The sequence below is a fragment of the Haloterrigena alkaliphila genome (assembly GCF_017352155.2).
In the GTDB taxonomy this organism is placed as follows: domain Archaea; phylum Halobacteriota; class Halobacteria; order Halobacteriales; family Natrialbaceae; genus Haloterrigena; species Haloterrigena alkaliphila.
This window is the reverse complement of record NZ_CP071462.1, coordinates 3,154,071-3,175,333: the sequence shown is the minus strand read 5'-3', so window position 1 is coordinate 3,175,333 and position 21,263 is coordinate 3,154,071. Positions and strand designations below refer to the sequence as shown.

Sequence of the window (21,263 nt, the reverse complement as noted above, 5' to 3'; positions counted from 1 at the left end):
ATCACTCAGGTGATATTACGGTTGGAAACTCCGTCGACGGCGGTTGACCGAGGACGCGTATCTCTTTCGACCGGTGATAAACCGTGAAGGAATTACGGAATCCTTTTCCTGTTGGTCATCACAGAACGTCGTATGATACCGACAGGGGTGTTCCCAGCATGACGATGGAGGATCGCATCGACGAACTGCAGGAACTCCGCACGGAAGCCGAGAAGGGCGGCGGCGAGGAGCGCATCGAGAAGCAACACGACAAGGGGAAGATGACCGCCCGCGAGCGGATCGACTACTTCCTCGACGAGGGAACCTTCACGGAGTTCGATCAGCTTCGAACCCACCAGACGAGCCAGTTCGGGATGGAGGAGAAGAAGATCCCTGGCGACGGCGTCGTCACGGGGTACGGCGAGGTCAACGGGCGGACCACCTTCGTCTTCGCCCACGATTTCACCGTCTTCGGCGGTTCGCTCGGCGAGGTCTTCGCCGAGAAGATCTGCAAGGTCATGGATATGGCGATGGAGGTGGGGGCCCCGGTCGTCGGACTCAACGACTCCGCGGGCGCCCGCATTCAGGAGGGGGTCAAGAGCCTCGCCGGCTTCACCGAAATTTTCCGCCGGAATCAGGAGGCCAGCGGCGTGATCCCCCAGATCTCCTCGATCATGGGTCCCTGCGCCGGCGGCGCGGTCTACTCGCCGTCGATCACGGACTTCATCTTCATGGTCAAGGACACGAGCCACATGTACATCACCGGCCCCGGCGTCACCAAGACCGTCACCGGTGAGGAGGTCACTCACGAGGAACTCGGCGGCGCGATGACCCACGCTGGCAAGACCGGCGTCGCCCAGTTCGCCTGCGAGAGCGAAGAACAGGCCCTCGACGACATCAAACGCCTGCTCTCGTACCTCCCGCAGAACAACGTGGAGGACCCGCCGCGCGTCGAGCCCTGGGACGACCCCGACCGGCGCGACGAGGAACTCAAGTCGATCGTGCCGCCGAGTCCGCAGAAGCCCTACGACATGACCGACGTCATCGACAGCGTCGTCGACGAGGGCTCGTTCTTCGAGGTGGCGGACAACTTCGCCAAGGAGATCGTCGTCGGGTTCGGCCGTCTCGACGGCCGCTCGGTCGGCCTCGTCGCCAACCAGCCGCGGGTCAACGCCGGCACGCTCACCGTCGACTCCTCGATGAAGGGGTCCCGATTCATCCGGTTCTGTGACTCCTTCAACATCCCCATCGTCACGTTCGTCGACGTTCCCGGCTACATGCCCGGAACCGATCAGGAACACCGCGGCATCATCCGCCACGGCGCGAAACTCCTCTACGCGTACTCGGAGGCGACCGTTCCCCTGCTCACCGTCATCACTCGGAAGGCCTACGGCGGAGCCTACTGCGTCATGGCCTCGAAGAACCTCGGCGCCGACGTCAACTACGCGTGGCCGACCGCCGAGATCGCCGTCATGGGCCCGCAGGGCGCGGTCAACATCCTCTACCGCGAGGAACTCGCGGAGGCCGACGACCCCGACGAACTCCGCGACGAACTCATCGAGGAGTACCGCGAGGAGTTCGCCAACCCGTACACTGCAACGGACAAGGGCTTCCTCGACGACGTCATCGTTCCGACGGAGACGCGCCCGCGGCTGATCGACGACCTCGAGATGCTCCAGACGAAACGCGAGCAAAACCCCGACAAGAAACACGGCAACATCCCGCTGTAAGCGATGACCACCCACCAACAGTCGAACGTCGAACTCGACGGTGCTCGCGAGGACCCCGTCGGCGCCGAACCGGGGGACGCGAGCGACGGCGAGGCGGGAGCGGCGCTCGAGGCCGGGTTGCCGGCGGACGTCGAACTCGAGTTACCCGACGACGCGACCGAGGACGAAGCCGCGGCGATCGCGGCAGCTATCGGCGCGCACCTCCACGATCAGGCGCTCGCGGCGGCAGCGGCCGCCGCGGCCGGGGAGGAGGAGACGTGGGACGAGAAGCGCTGGTCGTTCGCGGGCCGGATCCGCGCCCAGCAACACCGGACCGTCCGCGTCCCCCGATCGGCACCGATCAACCCGTGGTCGGCCGCAGGGCGAACGGATCGGTTCTGACGACGGCCGGTACGTCATGTCCCGATACGGTCTCGTTTTCGGCTGAATCGCTTCGATACGGCGTGTCCGCTCGCCTGAATGAATGCGCTTAAGAGACCCCACACACAACCCCCGGACATGACCACGGAAACCGAGTCGACGACGGATATGGGTGTTGGACTGGCGCTCGCGCTCGGCGCGGTCGCGACGATCGGCGCGCTGGCGATGTTCGTCGGCGCGCCGGAGATAACGGCCGCCTGGGGCTTCGCCGCGGCGATGCTGTTTGCGTCGCTGGCGGTCGTCGGGATCCACCTCTACTGGCATTGACTCCTTCGAGACCGTCGTCGCGCCCGCGATCGGCCCGGGGCGGCGGTTAAAAGTTAAGAGCGACGCGACCCAACGATCACCTACGGACGATGACCGACTACTCCGACGAAGAGCAGCGAATTCTCTCGTACCTCCGTGAGAGCGCCGCCCGCGGCGAGCAGTACTTCCGATCGAAGAACATCGCGGACGCGATCGGACTGTCGTCGAAACAGGTCGGTGCTCGACTGCCCCATCTGGCGGAAAAATCGGACGACGTCGACATCGAGAAGTGGGGCCGCGCCCGCTCGACCACCTGGAAAGTCACCCTGAGTTGAGGCCCGCTTTCGGTCGGCGGAAAGCCGGTCCCGGGCCGGTCCACGGTCTTTTTATTACAGACTCTCGGAAGTAGGGGTATGACCGTACGCGTCGACAGGTCGTTCGAACTGTCGGCACCCGCAGAACGCGTCTGGGAGTTCATCGCCGATCCGGAGAACCGCGCCCGGGCGATCAGCGTCGTCGAAGAGTACACCGTCGACGACCCGGAGGGCCGGCACGTGACCTGGCACGTCTCGCTCCCGATCCCGCTCGTGCGCCGTACTATCGCGGTGAAAACGGAAGACGTTACGCGTAGGGCGCCGGAGTACGTCAAGTTCGTCGGAAAATCGAAGGTGCTGGACGTCACCGGGGAACACGAGATCGTCGAGACCGAGGACGGGACCCGCCTCGAGAACCACTTCGTCGTCGACGGCAAACTGCCGGGCGTCGAGAAGTTCTTCAAACGCAACCTCGATGGCGAACTCGAGAACCTTCGGCGCGCCCTCGAGCGCGATCTCCGCTCGACCCAATCGGAGGAGCGATGAGCGCGACGACGGACGACACGCTTCGCGTCGCACTCGCCCAAATCGAGGTCGAATCCGGCGAGGTCGACGCGAACGTCGAACGAGCGCTCGAGGCCGTCTCGCGGGCCGCCGCGCGCGGTGCGGCGCTGGTCGCGCTGCCGGAACTGTTCAACGTGGGCTACTTCGCGTTCGACAGCTACGGCCGACTGGCCGAACCGTTCGAGGGGGAGACGTTCACCCGGCTCCGGGAGGCGGCGGCGGATCACGGTATCGCCGTCCTCGCGGGGACCATCGTCGAGGATCTGGGGGCCACCGAGAGCGTCGAGACGCCGGCCGAGGAGGGGCTGGCCAACACCGCCGCGCTGTTCGACGCGAACGGCGAGTTGCAACTGTTCTATCGGAAACACCACCTCTTCGGCTACCAGTCCGCCGAGTCGGAACTGCTCGTCCCCGGCGAGCGGATCGAGACGGCTACCGTCGCCGGCGTCACCGTCGGGACGACGACCTGCTACGACCTTCGCTTCCCCGAACTGTACCGGCGGCTGATCGACGCGGGCGCGGAGTTGCTCCTCGTCCCGAGCGCGTGGCCCTACCCGCGCATCGAACACTGGAAGACCATTTCTCGCGCCCGCGCTATCGAAAACCAGTGTTTCGTCGCGACGATCAACGGTTCCGGCCACTTCCCGGCGGAGGACGCGACGCTCCTGGGACGGTCGACCGTCTACGATCCGTGGGGGACGACGCTGGCCTCGAGCGGCGACGAGCCGACGCTGGTCGTCGCGGACCTCGATCTCGGCGCGGTCGGCCGCGTTCGCGAGGAGTTCCCGGCGCTGCGGGATCGCCGACTCTGAGGGTCGGCAACCGCTGACTTTTTACCCCGTCACATCTTTCGTTGGGATGCCGGTTTACGACGCTTTTCACGTCACGACCGGCAACTGCGCGTCGCTCCGGCCCGTCGCACCGCTCGTTTCCCGGGAACGAGCACCTCGCGCCCACGTCCTCGTCTCCACCTTTCGTCCACGTCCCTTTCGGAATCGAACGTACGTCCCCCGAAGCGTCGGCTGTCGGCTTCACGCGTTCCGTCTGTCGCCTCCCCGTACTCCGTCCCCGGGCTCCGTACTCTCGTCAGGAGGCGACCCGTTGCGAAAAAGTAAGGTAGTGGGTTCTCGTCTGTGTTAATCAGGAATGTTCAGGAAGGTTCTCGTGGCGAACCGAGGAGAGATCGCCGTTCGAGTAATGCGCGCGTGCGAGGAGTTGAACATCGGAACCGTCGCCATCTATTCGGAGGCCGACAAGGATTCGGGACACGTCCGCTACGCCGACGAGGCGTACAACGTGGGGCCCGCCCGCGCGGCGGACTCCTACCTCGATCACGAGGCCGTCATCGAGGCCGCCCGCAAGGCCGACGCCGACGCCATCCACCCCGGCTACGGCTTCCTCGCGGAGAACGCGGAGTTCGCGGGCAAGGTCGAGGACGCCGACGGGATCACGTGGATCGGCCCCTCGGCCCAGGCCATGGAATCGCTCGGCGAGAAGACCAAAGCCCGGAAGATCATGAGCGAAGCCGACGTGCCGATCGTCCCCGGGACCACCGACCCCGTCACCGACCCCGAGGAGGTCAAGGAGTTCGGCGAGGAACACGGCTACCCGATCGCCATCAAGGCCGAGGGTGGCGGCGGCGGCCGCGGGATGAAGGTCGTCCGCTCGGAAGACGAGGTCGAGGACCAACTCGAGAGCGCGAAGCGCGAAGGCGAGGCCTACTTCGACAACGACTCGGTCTACCTCGAGCGCTACCTCCAGAAACCGCGCCACATCGAGGTGCAGATCGTGGCCGACCAGCACGGCAACGTGCGTCACCTCGGCGAGCGCGACTGCTCGCTCCAGCGCCGCCACCAGAAGGTCATCGAGGAGGGCCCCTCCGCGGCCCTGACGGACGAACTCCGGGAGAAGATCGGCGAGTCCGCCCGTCGGGGCGTCGCCGCCGCCGACTACACCAACGCCGGCACCGTCGAGTTCCTCGTCGAAGAGGAGGACCGCGAGGCGGGCGAACTGCTCGGTCCCGACGCGAACTTCTACTTCCTCGAGGTCAACACGCGGATCCAGGTCGAGCACACCGTCACCGAGGAGATTACTGGGTACGACATCGTCAAACGCCAGATCCGGATCGCCGCAGGCGAGGAACTGGACTTCGAGCAGGACGAGGTCACCTTCGACGGCCACGCGATGGAGTTCCGTATCAACGCCGAGAACGCGGCCAACGACTTCGCGCCGGCGACCGGCGGCCAGTTAGAGACCTACGACCCGCCGGGCGGGATCGGCGTTCGGATGGACGACGCGCTCCGGCAGGGCGACGACCTCGTCACCGACTACGACTCGATGATCGCCAAACTGGTCGTCTGGGGCGAGGACCGCGACGAGTGCATCGAGCGCTCGCTGCGGGCCCTGCGGGAGTACCAGATCGAGGGCATTCCGACGATCATCCCGTTCCACCGGCTGATGCTCACCGACGAGACGTTCGTCGAGAGCACGCACACGACGAAGTACCTCGACGAGGAGATGGAACAGAGTCGCATCGAGGACGCCCAGGAGCAGTGGGGCGGCGACACCGGCGACGGCGGGAGCGACGACGAGGAGAGCGTCGAGCGCGAGTTCACCGTCGAGGTCAACGGGAAGCGCTTCGAGGTCGAACTCGAGGAACACGGCGCGCCCGCGATTCCGGCCGGCGACGTCGACGTCGGCGGCGGACAGGCCGAACGGCCCCAGCCCGCCGGCGGAGAGAGCGGCGGGAGCGATCTCGAGGGCAGCGGCGAGACCGTCGACGCCGAGATGCAGGGGACTATCCTCGACATCGAGGTCGAAGTCGGCGACGAGGTCGCCGCCGGCGACGTGCTGGTCGTCCTCGAGGCGATGAAGATGGAGAACGATATCGTCGCCTCGAAGGGCGGCACCGTCACCGAGATCCCCATCGAGGAAGACCAGAGCGTCGACATGGGCGACACGCTGGTCGTCCTCGAGTAACCGGGACGATCGCCGCGTCGGTTTTTTCGGGTGACGACATCGTCGAGCCGTAGGTCTCGAGTCCTCGACCGACCCCATCGACGACGACCGACGGCGTCGCTGAACATGTGCTGGCGAACCGTCAAGTGGTGGCCCTCGAAACGGCCACTGCACGCGGCCCGAGCGATTCCGGCTCCGGCTCCTGCGACGGGTCCGCGTGACCGAATCGGCGACTGGACGGTCAGTGCGTCGGTGCAGTTTCGCCGGGTGACGCCGGGTGCGGAGCCACGCGGGTTCGGGGTGGTGCCCGAACCCGTTGGACTTTGGTCAGTCATTGGGGCTCCGCACCCGCGCGATCCGGTTCGATTCTCGAGTCCGTTACAGACGAACGCAGCCGATCAGTCGGCCGACGCGAACTCGTTGCCGTCCCACGGCAGCGGACCGTCGTATCCCTCGGGCACGTACGGACAGAGCGGGTCGCTCGCGAAGGGATCGCCCGTCGTCGCGAACGCGCGCGAGCGACTGCCGCCACAGAGGTTCCGGTACTCGCAGGCGCCACACTTCCCGGTGAGTTCGTCGCGGTCGCGCAGCGACCGGAACAGTTCCGAATCGCGGTAAATCTCGTGGATCGGCCGGTCGCGGACGTTCCCGGCGGACTCCGGCAGGAATCCGGAGGGGAAGACCTCGCCGGTGTGACTCACGAAGGCGAAGCCGTCGCCGGCGACGATGCCGCCGCGGCGCTTGATTCCCGGGTTCTCCTCGCCGCCGCTGGCATCGCGGGTGCCGTCCGCACTCTCTTCCTGCTCTCGCCGCCGACGCTGCATCGAGACCCGCCGGTAGTGGGGCGCCTCGGTCGTCTTGACGCCGAACGGCTCCTCGTCGCTGACCTCGTCGAGCCAGGCCATCACGGCGTCGGCCTCGTCCGGTTCGATCGGCTCGAGGATGCGCCCGCGGCCGACGGGCACGAGGAAGAAGACGCTCCACATGACGGCGCCGATCTCCCGGAGGAGGTCCCGAATTTCGGGCAGTTCGTCCACCGTCTCCCGACAGACGGTGGTGTTGACCTGCACGGGGAGGCCGGCCGCCCTCGCGTCGTCGACCGCGCGGATCGTCTCCTCGAAGCTCCCCGTCTCGCCGCGAAAGTCGTCGTGACGTTCCGGCGAGGCGCCGTCGATGCTGACGGCCATCCGTTTGAGGCCGGCGTCGGCCATCGCTTGAATCCGATCCGCGGTCAGCGACCCCGTCCCGCTGGGAGTGATCGTCATCCGCAGCCCCAGATCGTCGCCGTAGGCGATCAGCTCCTCCACGTCGTCGCGGACGAGGGGGTCGCCCCCCGAGAGGACGACCAGCTGGCCGTCGCCGAATTCGGCGGCGTCCTCGAGCAGTTGTTTCCCCGCCGCGGTCGAGAGCTCGTCGGGGTGGCGATTCGGCTGGGCGTCGGCCCGACAGTGATCGCAGGCGAGCCCGCAGGCCTGCGTGAGTTCCCAGATGAGGACCAGCGGCCGATCTGACGTATCGAGAGTACCGGGACGCATTGTCGGCAGTCGGTCGCCAGCGGTCGAAAACCTCCCCGTCGTTCCCGCACGGCGGGAACACCGGGCGAACCAGTTCGGACGGTCGCGGCGGTCGTTCCGAGAGATGTACATTGAAACCGTCGACCGCCGCCTAGTTGCGGAGACCGACCGCTCACAGAAACGAACGGGATCGAGTACTCGCGAACCGAGCTCACTCAGAACCGTGTGCGGGACCGATCACTCGCGGACGTGAACGCGCGTCACGTGGCCGCCACAGCCACACTGATCGACGTACTCGAGGTCGACCCCCTCGAACGTCGCCTCGAGGTGCTCCCAGAGGTACGTCTCCGGGTGGTCGTGGTCGCGGTGGGTGACGAGGTTGACGTGCGTGCCGTCGGCGGTCGCCTCGACCGCGTCCATCGCCTGCGAGACGACCAGCTCCCGGTCGGCGGCGTGGTGGGGCTTCTCGAGGTTCGCCGACCACGAGACGTCGTGATCGCGGCGAGTGACGGGCTCGACACCGGGGTCGGAACGGCTGTTACTCATACGCGATAGTCGGGCTCGAGCGGCCATAAGGGGTGGGACGAATCCGTTCGGCCGGCCGGTCGGTCTGCTCCGTCGTCGCCGCGTTCGTCGTCGCGGTGATCAGGGGGCGAACAGGAACGGATACAGCAGCGCGATCGGCGGCGTCGCCAGTGGGACGAGTACCGATCCGTGATCAACAACAGAACATGAACGGGTAGATGAGGGCGACGCGGTCGCCGTCCTCGAGTTCCGTCTCGAATCCGTCGAAGTGCCCGTTGAACCGGCCGTTGATGCAGACGCGGGCGTACGGCCGCGTCTGGTTGCCCTCGGGGTTCTTCCGCCAGGTGCCGGGGAGGTCGTCCGGGACGGGCGCCCAGCCGCGGGCGGTCGCGTCCGCTTCGGTCTCCGCGATCAGCATCTCCTCGACGTCGTACTCCTCGAAGAACGCCTCGAGGAAGTCCCTGAGTCGGTTCCCCTCGAAGGCGTACTCGAGTTCGTAGGTCTCGACGGCGTCGCGGACGTGGCCCGTACAGCGCACCGTGACGGTCGTCTCCGTCTCCGTTCGTCGTCCGTCGGTTTCTCCTCGGCTTCGCCCAGTCGTTTCGGCGGTCATACTCGAGTCGACGTCCTCGAGCGGCGAACGTCCGACCCCGAACCTGTTCGGCCACAGCGAGACGGCGCTGGCGGTCCCAGCTAGCGACATGAACCGGATACCGGGCGCTATTCGAACGGACCAGCAACCGCCGATGGCGATTCCGCTGGGCCACTTCGTGGTGGGCCTGGCCTTCCTCGTCGTCGGCGCCGTCGGCGGGACCGCGATGACCGCGACGACGCTGCCGGGGCTGGCGAGCCTCGCGCACGTCCACGTGCTCCTCGTCGGCTGGATCGCGATCACGATCATGGGGGCGATGACGCAGTTCGTCCCGGTCTGGTCGGGCGTGTCGATTCACTCGCGGCGGCTCGCGGTCGCCCAGCTCCTGCTCGTCGCGGCGGGATTGGCCGGGTTCGCGACCGCGTTGCTCGCCGGCGCGATGTCGGTGCTCCCCCTCGCCGGCGCGGCGATTCTGCTTGGGATCTGGACGTTCGTCTACAACGTCGGCCGAACGCTGGTCCGGGCCCGGCCGCTGGACCTGACGGAACGACACTTCGCGTTCGCGCTCGCCGCGTTCGCGCTCCTCGTGCCGCTGGGCTTCCTGCTGGCCCTCGACTTCTCGACGGACGTCTTCGGCGCGATCGACGCGACGCGAGGCGACGTCCTGCTCGTCCACGCCACGGTGGCGCTCTACGGCGGCGTCCTCGCGACGGTCGTCGGCGCGCTCGCCCAACTCGTATTGATGTTCACCCAGACGGATCGCACGGCGCTCGACGAGCGACTCCTCGTTCTCGAGCAACTGTGCTTTCCGGCCGGTGTAGCCGTCCTCGTCGCGGGCCGGGGGCTGGGCTCGACGCCGGTTACCCGTGTCGGCGGCCTCGCCGTCCTCCTCGGTCTCGCCGCGTTCACCGTCGTCCTGGCCCGGCAACTCGCCCGCGCGACGGTCGACCGGTCGCCGATGACCGACCGCTACTGGGTCGTCGCCGCGTCGCTGTGGGCCTGGCTCGCGCTGACCGCCTCGGCCTGGTGGCTCGAGCCGGCCGGCTACGCGACGCTGTTCGGTCACCCCGACGCGAACGCGGTGTTGCTCTACGGCGTCTTCGGGTTCGTCGTCGTCGGCTCGCTGTACCACATCGTCCCCTTCATCGTCTGGCACGAGCGCTACAGCGATCGGCTCGGCTTCGAACGGGTGCCGATGATCGACGACCTCTACGACGACCGCCTCGAGCGCGCCGATTTCGCCCTGATGCTCGTCGGCTACCTCGGGCTGGCCGCCGGCCCGCTGTTCGACCTGCCGGCGGTCGTAACGACCGTCAGCACCGCGGTCCTGGCGCTCGGGCTCTGTCTGTTCGTCCTGAACGTGCTCCTGACGATCCGCCGGCACGGCTCGAACGGAATCGCTGGGGTCCTGACGGGGCTCCTCGAGTCGGACGACGATGCATCGGCGGACGCCGCGGAGCCCGACGTCGGCGTCTTGCCGGATCGGTAACGGACGACATCCGTTCCTCACGGCCGTGTCGCTACTCGTCGGGGCCGACCTCGACCTCCGGTTCGTAGCGCTGTGATTCGATCGTCCCCGCGACGTGCTCGCCGTACTCGGCGGCCGTCAGCTCACCGTGGTTGTACTCCACGGCCCACGGCGTCTCGACCGCCGCCGAGCCGTACGATGCCGGCGCGTCGTCGAGGATCGTTGCGCTCAGTGCGGCGGCCTCGTATCCGCCGTCGATCAGCGCCGCGTAGCCGCCCGCGAGCAGGCCGACGTCGTGGAGGTCTCCCTCGTCGTCACGGTCCGTGTTGACGTACGCGATGGTCAGCACGTCTCGCTCGCGTTCGGCCGATTCGACCGCCAGTTCGTACTCCTCGAGCCGCGAGACGAGTTCCTCGAGGTCGGCGATGTCGGCGTCCGTCAGTTCGTGAATCCGCTCCTCGAGGATCTCGATCCGCTCCCGAACGGGGAGCGCGGGTACCAGTTCCGACACCGGCCACTTCGTGTTCTTCGGGAACTCCGCCCCCATCTCCTCGATACAGCCGGCGAGACCGACGGTGGCGGCGACCGCGCCCGCCTGCAGGAGGCGCCGCCGGGTCGTCCGATCAGACGTCTCCGACGCTGACCGCTTCATACGCGTCCCTCGTCGCCCCGCGCCAAAGGGATTCGTTCGGCAAACGCCGGCACCGGGCTAAAGGACCAATTTGTCGTAGCAACCACCACGACCGCCCCCAATGGCACTCGAGCTGTACAACGTCGGCCTGGTCGTCGTCGGAATCGCGCTGTTCGGCATCGCGGTACTCCCCCGGTTCGTCTCCGATCGCGCGATCTCGATGCCGATCTTCTTCGTCGGGTTCGGCATGCTCGCCTTCGGGCTGCCGATCGGACTCCCGCCGCCGGATCCCCTCGAGCAGGGGACGACGACCGAACACCTCGCGGAACTGGGCGTGATCATCGCCCTGATGGGGGTCGGGCTGAAGATCGACCGCGTTCCCGGACTGCGCGAGTGGGCGTCGACGTGGCGGTTGCTCGCGATCACGATGCCGCTGTCGATCGCCGGCGCGGCGCTGCTGGGCTGGTGGCTCGGTCTCGTGATCCCGACCGCGGTTTTGCTGGGTGCCTGTATCGCCCCGACGGACCCGGTGCTCGCGTCGGAGGTGCAGGTCGCCGGTCCCGGGATGGGGACCGAGGCGGAATCCGCCGAGGAGACGGCCGGGATGGAAGACGAGGTCCGGTTCGCGCTCACCTCCGAGGCGGGGTTGAACGACGGGCTGGCCTTCCCCTTCACCAACCTGGCGATCGCGCTCGCACTCGTCGGTCTGGCTCCCGGCAACTGGCTCGGCGAGTGGCTCCTGATCGAGGTCGGCTACCGAATCGTCGTCGGCGTGATCGTCGGCGTCGTCCTCGGGTACCTGACCGCGCGCCTCGTCTTCGCCACGGAGCCCGACACTCCCGTCGCGGAGTCGGTGCAGGGCCTCGAGGCGATCGCCGGCACCCTGCTGGTCTACGGAGCGACCGAACTCGTCGGCGGCTACGGCTTCATCGCGGTCTTCGTCGCGGCGCTGATGGTCCGTCACTACGAGCGCAGCCACGACTACAACCGGTCGCTCCACGAGGTCAGCGAGTTCGCCGAACAGGTGATGATGGGACTGATCATGCTCTTCTTCGGCGGCGCCATCGTCGGCGGCCTGCTGGAACCGCTGACTCTCGAGGCGATCGTCGCGGCGGTCGCGATCGTCTTCCTCGTCCGGCCCCTGGCCGGCGTCGTCGGGTTCCTCGGCTTCGACCGCGACCCCGCGGAGCGGGCCACCATCGCGTTCTTCGGGGTCCGCGGAATCGGCTCGTTCTACTACCTCGCGCACGGTCTCAACGAGGCCGCGTTCCCCGACGCAGACGTACTGTGGGCCGTCGTCGGCGCCGTCGTCCTCATCTCGATCGTCGTCCACGGGATCACCGCGACCCCGGCCGTCCGCTGGCTCGAGAAGCGAGCCGAAGAGCGAACGTGACTCTCGGTGCCCCCGCACCTTCGGTTCGCTCACCCTCGTCGCTCGAGGAAGACGGTCCACAGGACGACGACGTACAGGAGCGCCCCGAGGACGGAGAGCCAGCGGCCGACGTCGACGAGCGGCGGAATCGACCCGAGAAGGCCGATCGCTTCGACTCCCAGCCCGACGAGGAGGGCCACTACTGACGCGCTCGCGGTCCGGTCACCGACGCCGGGTGCCGCGGCGATCGCGGGCGGGTAGAAGTGGTACGTGACGCCGACGATCGTCAGTCCGAGGAAGCCGCCGACGGCCAGCCGGTAGCGGGCGTCGAACGCGGTCGGCGGCAGGCTCGAGGCGGGAACGAACGCGAACGCGATACCGAGCAGGGCGACGAGCGCGGCGCTGCCGGCGGCGCCGACGAGCGCCGGCCCGCCGACCCGTCGCCGCGGAAGTCGAGGGCGAGGAGCGCGGGGCCGACGGCGCCGGCGACCAGCACGACGGCGACGAGTCCGCGCCGGGGCGTCGCGACCAGCAGCCGCGGGAGGAGTCGGAATCCGACCGCGAACACGAGCAGGGCCGCCGATCCGGCCGCGACGAAGTGGGACGCGCCCGGTCCGGTCGCGGCGACCGTGGAGGGCCCGAGGCCGAGTTCGGCCGCGAGCGGGAGCGACGAGCCGACGAGCAGGTAGGCGAAGACGACGGGAACGGCGGCGTTAGCGAGGCGATCGACTCCCTGCCGATGGTCGTCGGTCGCACCGGTGCCGGTCTCGGCGCCCGTCGGGTTACCACGGACGGTCCAGCCGAGCGCGGCGACGAAGACGAGACAGCCGAGCAGCCAGCTCGCCGCGGCGATCGGGGCGAGGACCGGGAGGCCGATTCCCGTGCCCGCCGCGAACGCGCCGACGGCGCCGAGGAGCGCGAGCGGGAGGTGGACCGCCGGGGCGCGCGGAACGGCCAGTTGTCGGGCGAAGTACGACGGGATCAGCGCGTAGGCCTTCCCGAAGACGACGTGGAAGACGAAGCCGAGCACGCCAAGCGGGACGGTCGCCGCCCGCGAGAGGCCGAGCGCGACCGCGACCTGCCACGCGAGGAAGAAGCCGACCCCGACCGCGACGAACGCGCGCGACCAGCGCGTGACGGTCGCGCTCGCGTTCCCACCACTCGACACCATTCTCGGCTGCCTCAGAAGGGCGATTCAGCGGTCGTTTCGTCCGGCGACGGGGATGCGCCGGTCTCGTGACCGTCGGCGTCGGGCACCTCGCCGGTCTCCAGGTATCGCTCCTCCAGGTCCGCGAGGGATTCGTTGAGCGCCACGGACTGGTGGTGGCTCGGACTGACCCGGACGCGGACCAGGTCGTACTCGTGGCGGTGCTCGAGGCCGTTCCACGCCCGGAACGAGCCCGTGATGAGCGCGTCGGCCTGCGGACAGAACTCGGTCGTCGGGGTGAACTCGGCCCGGAGCACGGACGGATCGTCGGCTTCGACGGCGTATCGGAACCCAGACTCCGGATGTCGCCGGTCGAGATTGAGCCGTGCGAGATTGTAGCCGAACGTCGCGTCGTAGACCCCCCGTTCCTCGAACACCTCGCGGGTGAGTCGGTGGAAGGCGAGGTGGTCGTCTCCCGTGAGCACCTCGTGGTCCTCGAGGAAGGGGCCGGGTTCGGGCACGTGGTCGAGGGAGTAGGCGTCCCACGCGTCGAACCCGTCGCCGCGGCTGCCGGTTCCGGGCGTCGCGGACCGCGTAAATGGATTCATCACACGTACTGGAACGCACGCGCCGGTTCAGTAGCCTCTCCCGAACATATTCCCCTCCGGTCGCGCGGATCACGTGGATCTCACTGCGACCGGCTCGAGAGGCGCCGATCGGTGGTTGACCGTCCCCTCACCCAGTTTTCCGTCAGGAATCGGAAACGTAAACGGTTCACCGACGGTTCACAATGGGTGACTGTAGCGCGAATATTCCCGCTTGAACAGTTCTCTATATGTAGTAACTCACAATATTAAACTGAAAACTAACACAAATATATACATCAGAAGACAGGTATGGGTATTAGAGTATAGTAGTGTTCAGCAAGAGCTCGTTGCGGCCAGAGGATTTATACCCGATCACTGTAACGGTCCGGGCAATGCTACTCTCAATCGATCGTTCGGATGCCACCGCAGCCAGTTCGCTCAGCTTCGAGGTTATCACGGCCGTCGCCGAGAAGGAAGGCGTCGAACCGATGGAGATCGAACCGCCGGAGTACGAGGCGCTGTACGACGTCGTCAACCCCGAGGCTCTCGACGCGCTCTTCGCGCCGCGGGAGAACGGCGCGAATCGTGGCACCGGACGCATCGAGTTCACCTACTGCGACTACCGCGTCGTCGTCACGAGCGACGGCGAGGTCGAGGTCCTCGAGACGGACGAGCAGGCGATCTGAGCATTCCCCGCTCGGCGCAGGCACAACCTCTCAGTCGGCAGTCGACGGCCCTCAGTCGCGGGCGGCGTCGATCCGTGCGCGCCACTCGTCCGGAATCGGCCGCGACTCGCCGGTCTCGCGATCGACGAGCACCTGGACGGTTCGTGCCGTCGCGGCTCGCTCCCCGTCCGCGCGGACGACGTACTCGAGGTGCAGACTCGAGGTCCCGAGTTCCGACACCGTTAGCGCGACGGTGACGGTCTCGTCGGCCTCGATCGGCCGCGCGTAGTCGATCTCCAGGGTCGCGAGCACGGTTCCCACGTCGGTCATCGAAACGCCGACGACATCTTGGAAGTAGGCCTCGCGGGCTTCCTCGAGGTACGTTGCGTAGACCGCGTTGTTGACGTGTCCCATGAAGTCGACGTCCCGGAGTCGGACGTCGATCTCGACGTCGTACGCGTCGCTGTCGTCGTTCACGATCCTCGCTGACGAACTCGACGCTCCTATAGCTACGGGTGGGGTCCCGAGACGGCGGCCTCAGTCGCCGGCACACGCCGCTTCGAAGACCGTCTCGTGGAGTCGATCGGTGACGATCTCCAGCAGCGGTTCCATGTTCCGGGTGTCCGCCCGGTTGTACTCGACGAGCGTCTCGAGGGCACCCTCGTCGCCGCGCTCGTACTCGCGCCAGAGACGGACCGCGTCGCGGCCGCTGATGTCCGGCATGTCCCGGTCGATCCCGAGGTCGCGTTCGATCGCCTTCAGCCCGCCGTCGAGGCCGAGCTTCTTGCAGGGGTACATGAGATCGACGTGGGGCGTCGTCACGTCGATATCGTAGCAGGTCTCGAGGAAGGGGACGTCGAACCGCTGGCCGTTGAACGTGACCAGCAGCGACGACGCCTCGAGTTCGGTCTCGAGGCGCTCGGGCGTCAGGTCCCGATCCTTGACGAAAGTCTTCGTCTCGCCGCCGCGGTGGACGCTGACGGTCGTGACGTCGTTACACGAGGCGTCGAGCCCGGTCGTCTCGATGTCCAGAAAGCAGGTCTCCTCGCGGACGTTCTCGTAGCACCGCCAGCGGCTCGCGGCCGGCAGTCGCTCGGCGAAGACGGAGACGTCGCCGCGCTCGAGGTGGGTCCGCCCGTCCTCGATGAACGATTCGATGCGGTCGGCCAGCGTCTCGCCGACGACGCTGCCGTCGAACTCGTCCCAGTGCGTGATGCCGCGCCGCCAGAGTTTCCGTTCGGTGGTTTCCCCGACGCCGCGGACGGGGATGAAACTGTTCTCGATTCGCACACCTGTCCGAGGGGGCCGAGCGAACTAAAAGCGATTGGATCGCCCCGACCGGTGGTCGGAAAATTCGAGCGGGAGAAGCGAGCGGATCGTCGGAACCCGGATCAGCTATCGTCGGAGCTGTTGTCGGAGAGGTACAGCGTTCGATCGATGATGCTGACGGCGGCGTCGCCCCAGCGTTTGACGGCGTTGCCGTCCGTGTCGTGGACTTCGATGACGATGCGGTTCCGTCCGATCGTCACGTCGGCCTCCGGCGTCGAGTCGCGGTCGGCGAAGCTTCGCATCTGGTACTGGAGGAGTCGCTTCGTCGACCCGCTGATGTCGACGGTGTCCGTGTCGAACTCGAAGACCAGAACGGCGCTCTCGCCGTCCGTCTCGCCGTCGCCCTCGTCGGCGCCGTAGACCTCCGCCGTCACGTCGAACTGGTGGCTCGAGAGTTCCGGGGCCGGTGCGTCCTCGTTGATCGTGTTGACGGCCTCTTCGACCGTCACGTCCTCGTCCGCCTCGTCGTCGTCGAACTCGAAGGCCGTCACGTCCTCCTCGAGCGTTCGACCGATCGCGGCGTCGTCGTCCACATCGTCAGTGGTTTCAACCGCGTCGTCGGTGGCTTCGGCCGCGTCGTCGTCGTGAATAGCGGCGTCGTCCGCGTCGTCAGTGGTGGTGTCGACTGCGGTTGTTTCAGCACCGGCTCGCTCGAGTGAGTCGCCCCGGTCATCTGCGTCTTCCTCGACCGTTTCGACGTCGGTCTCGCCGACCGGCTCGAGATCCGTTTCCGCCGGCGCTTCCTCGCTCGAGGAATCGGGGGAGTCGTCGACGGCGTCTCCGACGAGCGTCGTCTCCTCGTCGTGGTCGTCCGTCTCCGCATCGCTGTCAGGCGTCTGTTCACCGTTGCCGGCGACGTCTTCGGCCTCGTCGCTCTCGGTCGACGTCGACTCGGTGGGCTCCGTCTCGACGGCCGTTCCGTCTTCGTCGAACGCGAAGACGTCGGCTCCGGCGGCGTCCGAGTCGTCCGTCTCGTCGGCTGAAACCGCCGTGTCGGCCGAGTCGACCGGTCCCGCGGCGATGATCTCGGACTCGTCGACGCCGGCGTCCGATCCGTCGGTTAGCTCGCCGGCGATCGCCGGCTGTGCCGCACGGATTCCGTTCGGATCGATCGAGACTTCGTACCACGCCGTTCGATCGGGTGAAGAGATGAATCGACCGCGGTTGCGTTCCGCTCGCGGGTCCGCCGAGTCGGACACCGATTCGTCGGCGTCAGCCTCGGTCTCGACCTCGCCTTCCGGTTCCGCTGTTTGTGAATCCGTCTCCCCGACGTCCATCGCCTCGTCCGGTTCCTCGGCGGACGTCGGGTCGGCGTCGGTCGGATCCGAATCGGCCGCGTCGACGTGGGTTCGCGCCTCGGCAGCGGCTTCAGCCTGTGCTTGACCGCCGGTACTGGCGGGTTCCGTCTCCCCGGGATCATCGGGGGCGGCGCCGGCGCTGGCGTCACCGCGCTGTGACGGCTGTCGAACCGGCCCCTGCTGCTGGGCGTGCTGTTGTGGCTGGGGCTGGTGGGGCTGTTGAGGCTGCTGGCCGCCGGTCGCCTGCGATCCTGCTCCCTGCGCGGCCTGCTCCTGTGGCTGAGCTCCTCCCGGCCCGGAACTGATCGTGCCACCGCTCAGGTGCAACTGCGTGCCGCCACCGCCGCCGCCGCCGGGCGCGTTCGCCATGTTGTCCAGTGAGTGGCCGATATCCGTCAGATCGTCGTCGATATTGTCCTCCAGTTTGTCGATCTTGTCCCCGACGCTGCGAAGCGCCAGTGCAACGTCCCAGAGAACCACGACGCCGAAGAAGAGGAGCGCGAGGAAAACGGTTACGGCAGCTCCGACAAGGAGCTGAACATTCGCTTCAACCATATATTGTACTCTGTGGATCGATAGGTCGTTCGATATATAGACCTTGTGCCGTAACACCGATATCACTGGAGCGTTATCGTCCGAGGACGGCCAGCAGAGGCGTTTTCACCGCAGCCGTTGCAACCTCGTTCGGCCCTTGATGTCACTAACATTACACTGAAGCAGGTCGAAATTGGGACGTATTCCCGGTGACGACTGCCGACCGATCAAAACGGAAGCCAGTCGGTCGTCGTCTCCTCGTCGCGGAGTTGCCACCGCTGTTCGAACCTCCCGTCGCGGACGCGAATCTCGACGACCGCATCGAACAGCGGTTCGAACAGGCGGACGGCGTCGTGATCGCGCCCGAGCGGGAGGTGGTAGTGGCCCATCCCCTGCCCGTGGGCCACGCGCGACGTGACCATGTGCAGGAGGCGGAACACCTTCTCGACCGAGTGCTCCTCGAGCAGCGGCGTGAGCGAATCGGCGCACAGTCGGAGCTGTGCGGGCTCGAGGCCGCCGGCGTCGTCCTCGAAGTCGTCGATCGTCTCGATTATTTCGATGCCGAGGGTCCCGAGCGGCGTCCGGTCGCTCAGTTCTTCGGACCCCGATGCGGTGATCTCGAGGCCGGTGTAATCGATCGTTCGGACCGACGGTGCGTCCGGGTCGTGGCCCGGCCCCGAGCGTCCGTGGTCCGCATTTGAGCGGTACGCGCCGCCGTCGGTGACGAACAGGCGATAGCGCGACTCGTCCGCCGAGTCCCCCAGGAGTCGGTGACAGAGTCCCCCGTGCGCATCGACCGTCTCCGCACCGACGAGCAAGACGTTGCTCCCTTCCTGCTTGAGCGTCGCGAGCGTCTGTGCAAAGCCCGCTTGCTCCAGCATCGCTCCCCCGTGGTTATCTGCCATCTTTATACCGACACGCTGGTATAATAATAAATATTCTGGCCGGCTTCCACCTACAGCGGCTCCGAGCGGATAATAGCGGTCAGTTCAATCGGCCGACTTTTCATCCCGGCGGCCGTAGAGGGAATATGGCCGATCACGACGACGAACTCGCCGATGCCGTCCGCGAACTCACGCGGACGATCGACGACCTCCGGACCGAACTCGAGTCGACCCGGCCGCGGTCGCGACGCCGCCCGCCGTTCCCCCGACCGCCGACGCCTCGGGAACTCCTTCGGGTCACCGACGAGGTCGCGATCCCCGCCGCGATCGCGGTCCTCGAGACCAGCGTCCGCGCCCTGAAGGGGTTCCAGCGGGCCCTGGAACTCGCCCGGACCGAACGGGAGGTGCGCGATCGGACGACCGACGCGACGGCCGCGACGAGCGAGCGCGCCCGGGACCTCCGGCAGTCGACCCTCGACCGACTCGACACCGTCCTGTCGGAACTCCAGCGGGCCGCGTCGGACGGCACGCTCCCCGCCGACGAGAGCGCTCGCGAGTTGCTCTCCGAAGCCCGGGCGTTGCGCGAAGACGTCGATCGTCGCCTCCGGGGCGCCGGTGACGATCTCGAGCGGCGCGAGCGCGAGTCGTCGGCGGCAGCCGACGCGATCCGAATCGACATCGAAGACGGAGACGTCCGCGACGAGACGGCCGACGACGACCCGGATCCGGGCGTCGACGTCGACGCCGAACTCGAGACGTTGAAGGATCAGTTCGGAGCCGACGACGACGGTGATGGAACGAGCGACGGCGGTGATCCCAGTAGCTCGAGCGCTGACGACGACGGTAACGAGAGCGGCGAAAACGGGGCGCCGCAGAACTCCGGCAGTCGTGATGACAGCGATGATGACCGTCCCGACGGAGCCGGCGGCGAGAACGGCCTCTAGACCGGTTCGAACCGGTAGCCGTCCCAGTCCTGACTCTCGGGTTCGCGGATGCCGGCGCCGGGTTCGCGGAGTTCCTCGACGGAGACGGGTTCGACCTCGTCGCCGGTTTCGATCTCGTCGGTCGTCGCCTGCCCGATGGCGCGCACGGACTCGCCATCGACGTCGAACTCGACGATCGCGAGGGTGTTCGGTTCGCGGACGCCGGGGGGCGTCGCCGTGCTCGTCGTCCACGTCACTACTTCGGCGGTGTACTCGCTGAGATCGATCGTCTCCGCCGGCTCCGCGCCGTCCGGACCGCGCGGGTGGCCGGGGTAGCTGATCGAACCGTCCTCGTACCGGTAGGCTTCCATGGTCATTGTGCTGCCTCCATGATCGTCGTGATGATGCAGTTGCCGAAGCCGCCCACGTTACAGCAGAGGCCGACGTCCGCGTCGACCTGTCGCAGGCCCGCCTCGCCCATCAGTTGTTCGTAGATCTCGACGCCCTGGGCGACCCCGCTGGCGCCCAACGGGTGTCCCTTCGACTTGAGACCACCCGACGTGTTGATCGGGAGTTCGCCCGTGTCGCGCTCCGTGTAGCCCTCCTCGACGAGTTTCCACGCTTCGCCCTGTTCGGCGAAGCCCAGCCCCTCCATCTGCAGGAACTCGAGGATGGTGAACATGTCGTGGAGCTCGGCAACGTCGATGTCCTCGGGGCCGTAACCGCTCCTCTCGTAGGCGCCCGTCCCGCTCTCGACGACGCCGCCCATGATCGTGGGATCCTCGCGCTCGTGGACGACGTGCGTGTCGGTGGCGCCGTCGATACCCGAGATGACGACGTAATCGTCTGTGTACTCCTGTGCGACCTCCTCGGGGCAGAGCATCAGCGCCGCGGAGCCGTCCGTGATCGGACAGAAATCGTACAGCCGAAGCGGATCGGCGACGATCGGGGACTCGAGGGCGGTCTCCTCGTCGATCTCCTTCTGGAATTGCGCCTTGGGGTTGTCGACGCCGTTCTTGTGATTCTTGACGGCCACCTTCGCGAGGCTCTCCCGGGGTGCGTCGAAGCGCTCGAGGTAGTGGCGCGCCGTCAGCCCGGCGAAGGAGGGCAGCGTGACGCCGGTCTTGTACTCGACGGGGTGGGTCAGCGACGCGATGACGTCGGTCGCCTCGCCGGTCGTTCGGTGGGTCATCTTCTCGCCGCCGACGAGCAGGGTCATGTCGCTGGCCCCGCTGGCGACGGATTGCCAGGCGGCGAAGATCCCCGCGCCGCCGCTGGAACTCGTCTGGTCGACGCGCTGGGTGTACGCCGGCATCGCGTCGATGTCGTGGGCCAGCGCGTTCGGAACCCCGGTCTGTCCTTCGAACTCCCCGCTCGCCATGTTCGAGACGTAGAGGTGGTCGACGTCGCCGCCGTCGGCACCCGCGTCCTCGAGACACTCGAGTCCGGCCTCGGCGAGGAGGTCGAGGATCCACTCCCCCTCGCGTTGCCCGAACTGGGTCATCGAGGCGCCGATGATTGCAACACGTTCCATATCCTACCGGACTCGAGTCGGGAAGTTATAAGGTGGGGATCCCGACAGC

General features: G+C 67.1%; 24 protein-coding genes. 11 read left to right on the top strand and 13 right to left on the bottom strand.

Annotated elements, in window-relative coordinates; genetic code table 11:
• The first annotated feature begins 164 nt into the window (after positions 1 to 164).
• From J0X25_RS34345 to J0X25_RS34315, 7 genes are all read left to right on the top strand, one after another.
• Positions 165 to 1,709 (top strand): acyl-CoA carboxylase subunit beta, encoded by a 1,545-nt coding sequence (locus tag J0X25_RS34345; protein WP_207290927.1) that lies wholly within the window; start codon positions 165 to 167, stop codon positions 1,707 to 1,709.
• 3 nt (positions 1,710 to 1,712) lie between these two features.
• Positions 1,713 to 2,090: a DUF8022 family protein gene (locus tag J0X25_RS34340; RefSeq protein ID WP_284145158.1), complete on the top strand. Its 378-nt coding sequence runs from the start codon at positions 1,713 to 1,715 to the stop codon at positions 2,088 to 2,090.
• Between the two features lie 117 nt (positions 2,091 to 2,207).
• Complete coding sequence (locus J0X25_RS34335) at positions 2,208 to 2,396, top strand: DUF7525 family protein (protein ID WP_207288379.1); 189 nt, start codon at positions 2,208 to 2,210, stop codon at positions 2,394 to 2,396.
• 89 nt (positions 2,397 to 2,485) lie between these two features.
• The gene (locus tag J0X25_RS34330) at positions 2,486 to 2,710 is read left to right on the top strand and encodes a DUF7123 family protein (RefSeq protein WP_207288378.1); all 225 of its coding nucleotides are present in this window, start codon (positions 2,486 to 2,488) and stop codon (positions 2,708 to 2,710) included.
• 78 nt (positions 2,711 to 2,788) lie between these two features.
• Complete coding sequence (locus J0X25_RS34325; RefSeq protein WP_207288377.1) at positions 2,789 to 3,235, top strand: SRPBCC family protein; 447 nt, start codon at positions 2,789 to 2,791, stop codon at positions 3,233 to 3,235.
• Positions 3,232 to 4,065, top strand: coding sequence for a nitrilase-related carbon-nitrogen hydrolase (locus tag J0X25_RS34320; RefSeq protein WP_207288376.1), 834 nt, complete (start codon positions 3,232 to 3,234; stop codon positions 4,063 to 4,065). The genes J0X25_RS34325 and J0X25_RS34320 overlap by 4 nt, the downstream gene beginning before the upstream one ends.
• 334 nt (positions 4,066 to 4,399) lie before the next feature.
• Entirely contained in the window at positions 4,400 to 6,232 is a 1,833-nt protein-coding gene (locus tag J0X25_RS34315) for an acetyl-CoA carboxylase biotin carboxylase subunit (RefSeq protein ID WP_207288375.1), read from the top strand.
• A 377-nt stretch (positions 6,233 to 6,609) separates the two neighbouring features.
• Here the strand turns inward: J0X25_RS34315 and J0X25_RS34310 are convergent, their stop codons facing one another.
• The 3 genes from J0X25_RS34310 to J0X25_RS34300 all read right to left on the bottom strand — a co-directional run bounded on the left by J0X25_RS34310 (position 6,610) and on the right by J0X25_RS34300 (position 8,863).
• Complete coding sequence (locus J0X25_RS34310) at positions 6,610 to 7,746, bottom strand: TIGR04053 family radical SAM/SPASM domain-containing protein (protein ID WP_207288374.1); 1,137 nt, start codon at positions 7,744 to 7,746, stop codon at positions 6,610 to 6,612.
• A gap of 216 nt (positions 7,747 to 7,962) precedes the next feature.
• Positions 7,963 to 8,271: a CGCGG family putative rSAM-modified RiPP protein gene (locus J0X25_RS34305; RefSeq protein ID WP_207288373.1), complete on the bottom strand. Its 309-nt coding sequence runs from the start codon at positions 8,269 to 8,271 to the stop codon at positions 7,963 to 7,965.
• Between the two features lie 172 nt (positions 8,272 to 8,443).
• A complete protein-coding gene (locus tag J0X25_RS34300) occupies positions 8,444 to 8,863 on the bottom strand; it encodes a MoaD/ThiS family protein (protein ID WP_207288372.1) in 420 nt (139 codons plus the stop codon).
• 88 nt (positions 8,864 to 8,951) lie between these two features.
• Here J0X25_RS34300 and J0X25_RS34295 point away from each other — a divergent pair, with 88 nt between their 5' ends.
• Complete coding sequence (locus J0X25_RS34295; protein ID WP_207288371.1) at positions 8,952 to 10,331, top strand: hypothetical protein; 1,380 nt, start codon at positions 8,952 to 8,954, stop codon at positions 10,329 to 10,331.
• A 31-nt stretch (positions 10,332 to 10,362) separates the two neighbouring features.
• Here J0X25_RS34295 and J0X25_RS34290 read toward each other — a convergent pair whose 3' ends face one another.
• Positions 10,363 to 10,962, bottom strand: coding sequence for a DUF8159 domain-containing protein (locus J0X25_RS34290; protein WP_207288370.1), 600 nt, complete (start codon positions 10,960 to 10,962; stop codon positions 10,363 to 10,365).
• Positions 10,963 to 11,062: 100 nt separating this feature from the next.
• On the opposite strand from J0X25_RS34290, the gene J0X25_RS34285 reads away from it, so the two are divergent.
• Entirely contained in the window at positions 11,063 to 12,334 is a 1,272-nt protein-coding gene (locus J0X25_RS34285; RefSeq protein ID WP_207288369.1) for a cation:proton antiporter, read from the top strand.
• Positions 12,335 to 12,363: 29 nt separating this feature from the next.
• On the opposite strand, the gene J0X25_RS40025 is transcribed toward J0X25_RS34285, so the two are convergent.
• The 3 genes from J0X25_RS40025 to J0X25_RS34275 all read right to left on the bottom strand — a co-directional run bounded on the left by J0X25_RS40025 (position 12,364) and on the right by J0X25_RS34275 (position 14,068).
• Positions 12,364 to 12,513 carry a hypothetical protein gene (locus tag J0X25_RS40025; protein WP_425600920.1) on the bottom strand — a complete coding sequence of 50 codons (150 nt, stop codon included), beginning with the start codon at positions 12,511 to 12,513 and terminating at the stop codon, positions 12,364 to 12,366.
• An 86-nt stretch (positions 12,514 to 12,599) separates the two neighbouring features.
• Positions 12,600 to 13,484 (bottom strand): hypothetical protein, encoded by an 885-nt coding sequence (locus J0X25_RS34280; protein WP_425600919.1) that lies wholly within the window; start codon positions 13,482 to 13,484, stop codon positions 12,600 to 12,602.
• Positions 13,485 to 13,495: 11 nt separating this feature from the next.
• Positions 13,496 to 14,068 (bottom strand): DUF7998 family protein, encoded by a 573-nt coding sequence (locus J0X25_RS34275; protein WP_207288368.1) that lies wholly within the window; start codon positions 14,066 to 14,068, stop codon positions 13,496 to 13,498.
• 371 nt (positions 14,069 to 14,439) lie between these two features.
• Between J0X25_RS34275 and ddfA the strand changes: the two genes are divergently transcribed.
• The gene (gene ddfA, locus J0X25_RS34270; RefSeq protein WP_207288367.1) at positions 14,440 to 14,733 is read left to right on the top strand and encodes a DdfA family disk-determining factor; all 294 of its coding nucleotides are present in this window, start codon (positions 14,440 to 14,442) and stop codon (positions 14,731 to 14,733) included.
• 51 nt (positions 14,734 to 14,784) lie between these two features.
• Here the strand turns inward: ddfA and J0X25_RS34265 are convergent, their stop codons facing one another.
• The 4 genes from J0X25_RS34265 to J0X25_RS34250 all read right to left on the bottom strand — a co-directional run bounded on the left by J0X25_RS34265 (position 14,785) and on the right by J0X25_RS34250 (position 18,778).
• A complete protein-coding gene (locus J0X25_RS34265; protein ID WP_225896678.1) occupies positions 14,785 to 15,189 on the bottom strand; it encodes an acyl-CoA thioesterase in 405 nt (134 codons plus the stop codon).
• A gap of 60 nt (positions 15,190 to 15,249) precedes the next feature.
• Positions 15,250 to 16,002, bottom strand: coding sequence for a ribonuclease H-like domain-containing protein (locus tag J0X25_RS34260; RefSeq protein WP_207288366.1), 753 nt, complete (start codon positions 16,000 to 16,002; stop codon positions 15,250 to 15,252).
• A gap of 101 nt (positions 16,003 to 16,103) precedes the next feature.
• A complete protein-coding gene (locus J0X25_RS34255; protein WP_225896677.1) occupies positions 16,104 to 17,819 on the bottom strand; it encodes a putative sodium/potassium/calcium exchanger in 1,716 nt (571 codons plus the stop codon).
• Positions 17,820 to 18,100: 281 nt separating this feature from the next.
• Entirely contained in the window at positions 18,101 to 18,778 is a 678-nt protein-coding gene (locus tag J0X25_RS34250; protein ID WP_207288364.1) for a DUF7504 family protein, read from the bottom strand.
• Positions 18,779 to 18,903: 125 nt separating this feature from the next.
• On the opposite strand from J0X25_RS34250, the gene J0X25_RS34245 reads away from it, so the two are divergent.
• The gene (locus J0X25_RS34245; protein ID WP_207288363.1) at positions 18,904 to 19,701 is read left to right on the top strand and encodes a DUF7547 family protein; all 798 of its coding nucleotides are present in this window, start codon (positions 18,904 to 18,906) and stop codon (positions 19,699 to 19,701) included.
• Here J0X25_RS34245 and J0X25_RS34240 read toward each other — a convergent pair.
• Together J0X25_RS34240 and J0X25_RS34235 are read right to left on the bottom strand one after the other, a co-directional pair.
• Positions 19,698 to 20,057, bottom strand: a complete 360-nt coding sequence (locus J0X25_RS34240) for a PhlB family protein (RefSeq protein WP_207288362.1) — start codon at positions 20,055 to 20,057, stop codon at positions 19,698 to 19,700. The two genes, J0X25_RS34245 and J0X25_RS34240, sit on opposite strands and share 4 nt — an antisense overlap.
• Positions 20,054 to 21,214: a thiolase family protein gene (locus tag J0X25_RS34235; RefSeq protein WP_207288361.1), complete on the bottom strand. Its 1,161-nt coding sequence runs from the start codon at positions 21,212 to 21,214 to the stop codon at positions 20,054 to 20,056. The genes J0X25_RS34240 and J0X25_RS34235 overlap by 4 nt, the downstream gene beginning before the upstream one ends.
• Positions 21,215 to 21,263 lie beyond the last annotated feature (49 nt).

Coding starts and splice junctions, on each gene's coding strand:
- J0X25_RS34345 (WP_207290927.1), top strand. CDS start 165: ATGGAGGATCGCATCGACGAACTGCAGGAACTCCGCACGGAAGCCGAG.
- J0X25_RS34340 (WP_284145158.1), top strand. CDS start 1,713: ATGACCACCCACCAACAGTCGAACGTCGAACTCGACGGTGCTCGCGAG.
- J0X25_RS34335 (WP_207288379.1), top strand. CDS start 2,208: ATGACCACGGAAACCGAGTCGACGACGGATATGGGTGTTGGACTGGCG.
- J0X25_RS34330 (WP_207288378.1), top strand. CDS start 2,486: ATGACCGACTACTCCGACGAAGAGCAGCGAATTCTCTCGTACCTCCGT.
- J0X25_RS34325 (WP_207288377.1), top strand. CDS start 2,789: ATGACCGTACGCGTCGACAGGTCGTTCGAACTGTCGGCACCCGCAGAA.
- J0X25_RS34320 (WP_207288376.1), top strand. CDS start 3,232: ATGAGCGCGACGACGGACGACACGCTTCGCGTCGCACTCGCCCAAATC.
- J0X25_RS34315 (WP_207288375.1), top strand. CDS start 4,400: ATGTTCAGGAAGGTTCTCGTGGCGAACCGAGGAGAGATCGCCGTTCGA.
- J0X25_RS34310 (WP_207288374.1), bottom strand. CDS start 7,746: ATGCGTCCCGGTACTCTCGATACGTCAGATCGGCCGCTGGTCCTCATC.
- J0X25_RS34305 (WP_207288373.1), bottom strand. CDS start 8,271: ATGAGTAACAGCCGTTCCGACCCCGGTGTCGAGCCCGTCACTCGCCGC.
- J0X25_RS34300 (WP_207288372.1), bottom strand. CDS start 8,863: ATGACCGCCGAAACGACTGGGCGAAGCCGAGGAGAAACCGACGGACGA.
- J0X25_RS34295 (WP_207288371.1), top strand. CDS start 8,952: ATGAACCGGATACCGGGCGCTATTCGAACGGACCAGCAACCGCCGATG.
- J0X25_RS34290 (WP_207288370.1), bottom strand. CDS start 10,962: ATGAAGCGGTCAGCGTCGGAGACGTCTGATCGGACGACCCGGCGGCGC.
- J0X25_RS34285 (WP_207288369.1), top strand. CDS start 11,063: ATGGCACTCGAGCTGTACAACGTCGGCCTGGTCGTCGTCGGAATCGCG.
- J0X25_RS34280 (WP_425600919.1), bottom strand. CDS start 13,484: ATGGTGTCGAGTGGTGGGAACGCGAGCGCGACCGTCACGCGCTGGTCG.
- J0X25_RS34275 (WP_207288368.1), bottom strand. CDS start 14,068: ATGAATCCATTTACGCGGTCCGCGACGCCCGGAACCGGCAGCCGCGGC.
- ddfA (WP_207288367.1), top strand. CDS start 14,440: ATGCTACTCTCAATCGATCGTTCGGATGCCACCGCAGCCAGTTCGCTC.
- J0X25_RS34250 (WP_207288364.1), bottom strand. CDS start 18,778: ATGGCAGATAACCACGGGGGAGCGATGCTGGAGCAAGCGGGCTTTGCA.
- J0X25_RS34245 (WP_207288363.1), top strand. CDS start 18,904: ATGGCCGATCACGACGACGAACTCGCCGATGCCGTCCGCGAACTCACG.
- J0X25_RS34240 (WP_207288362.1), bottom strand. CDS start 20,057: ATGACCATGGAAGCCTACCGGTACGAGGACGGTTCGATCAGCTACCCC.
- J0X25_RS34235 (WP_207288361.1), bottom strand. CDS start 21,214: ATGGAACGTGTTGCAATCATCGGCGCCTCGATGACCCAGTTCGGGCAA.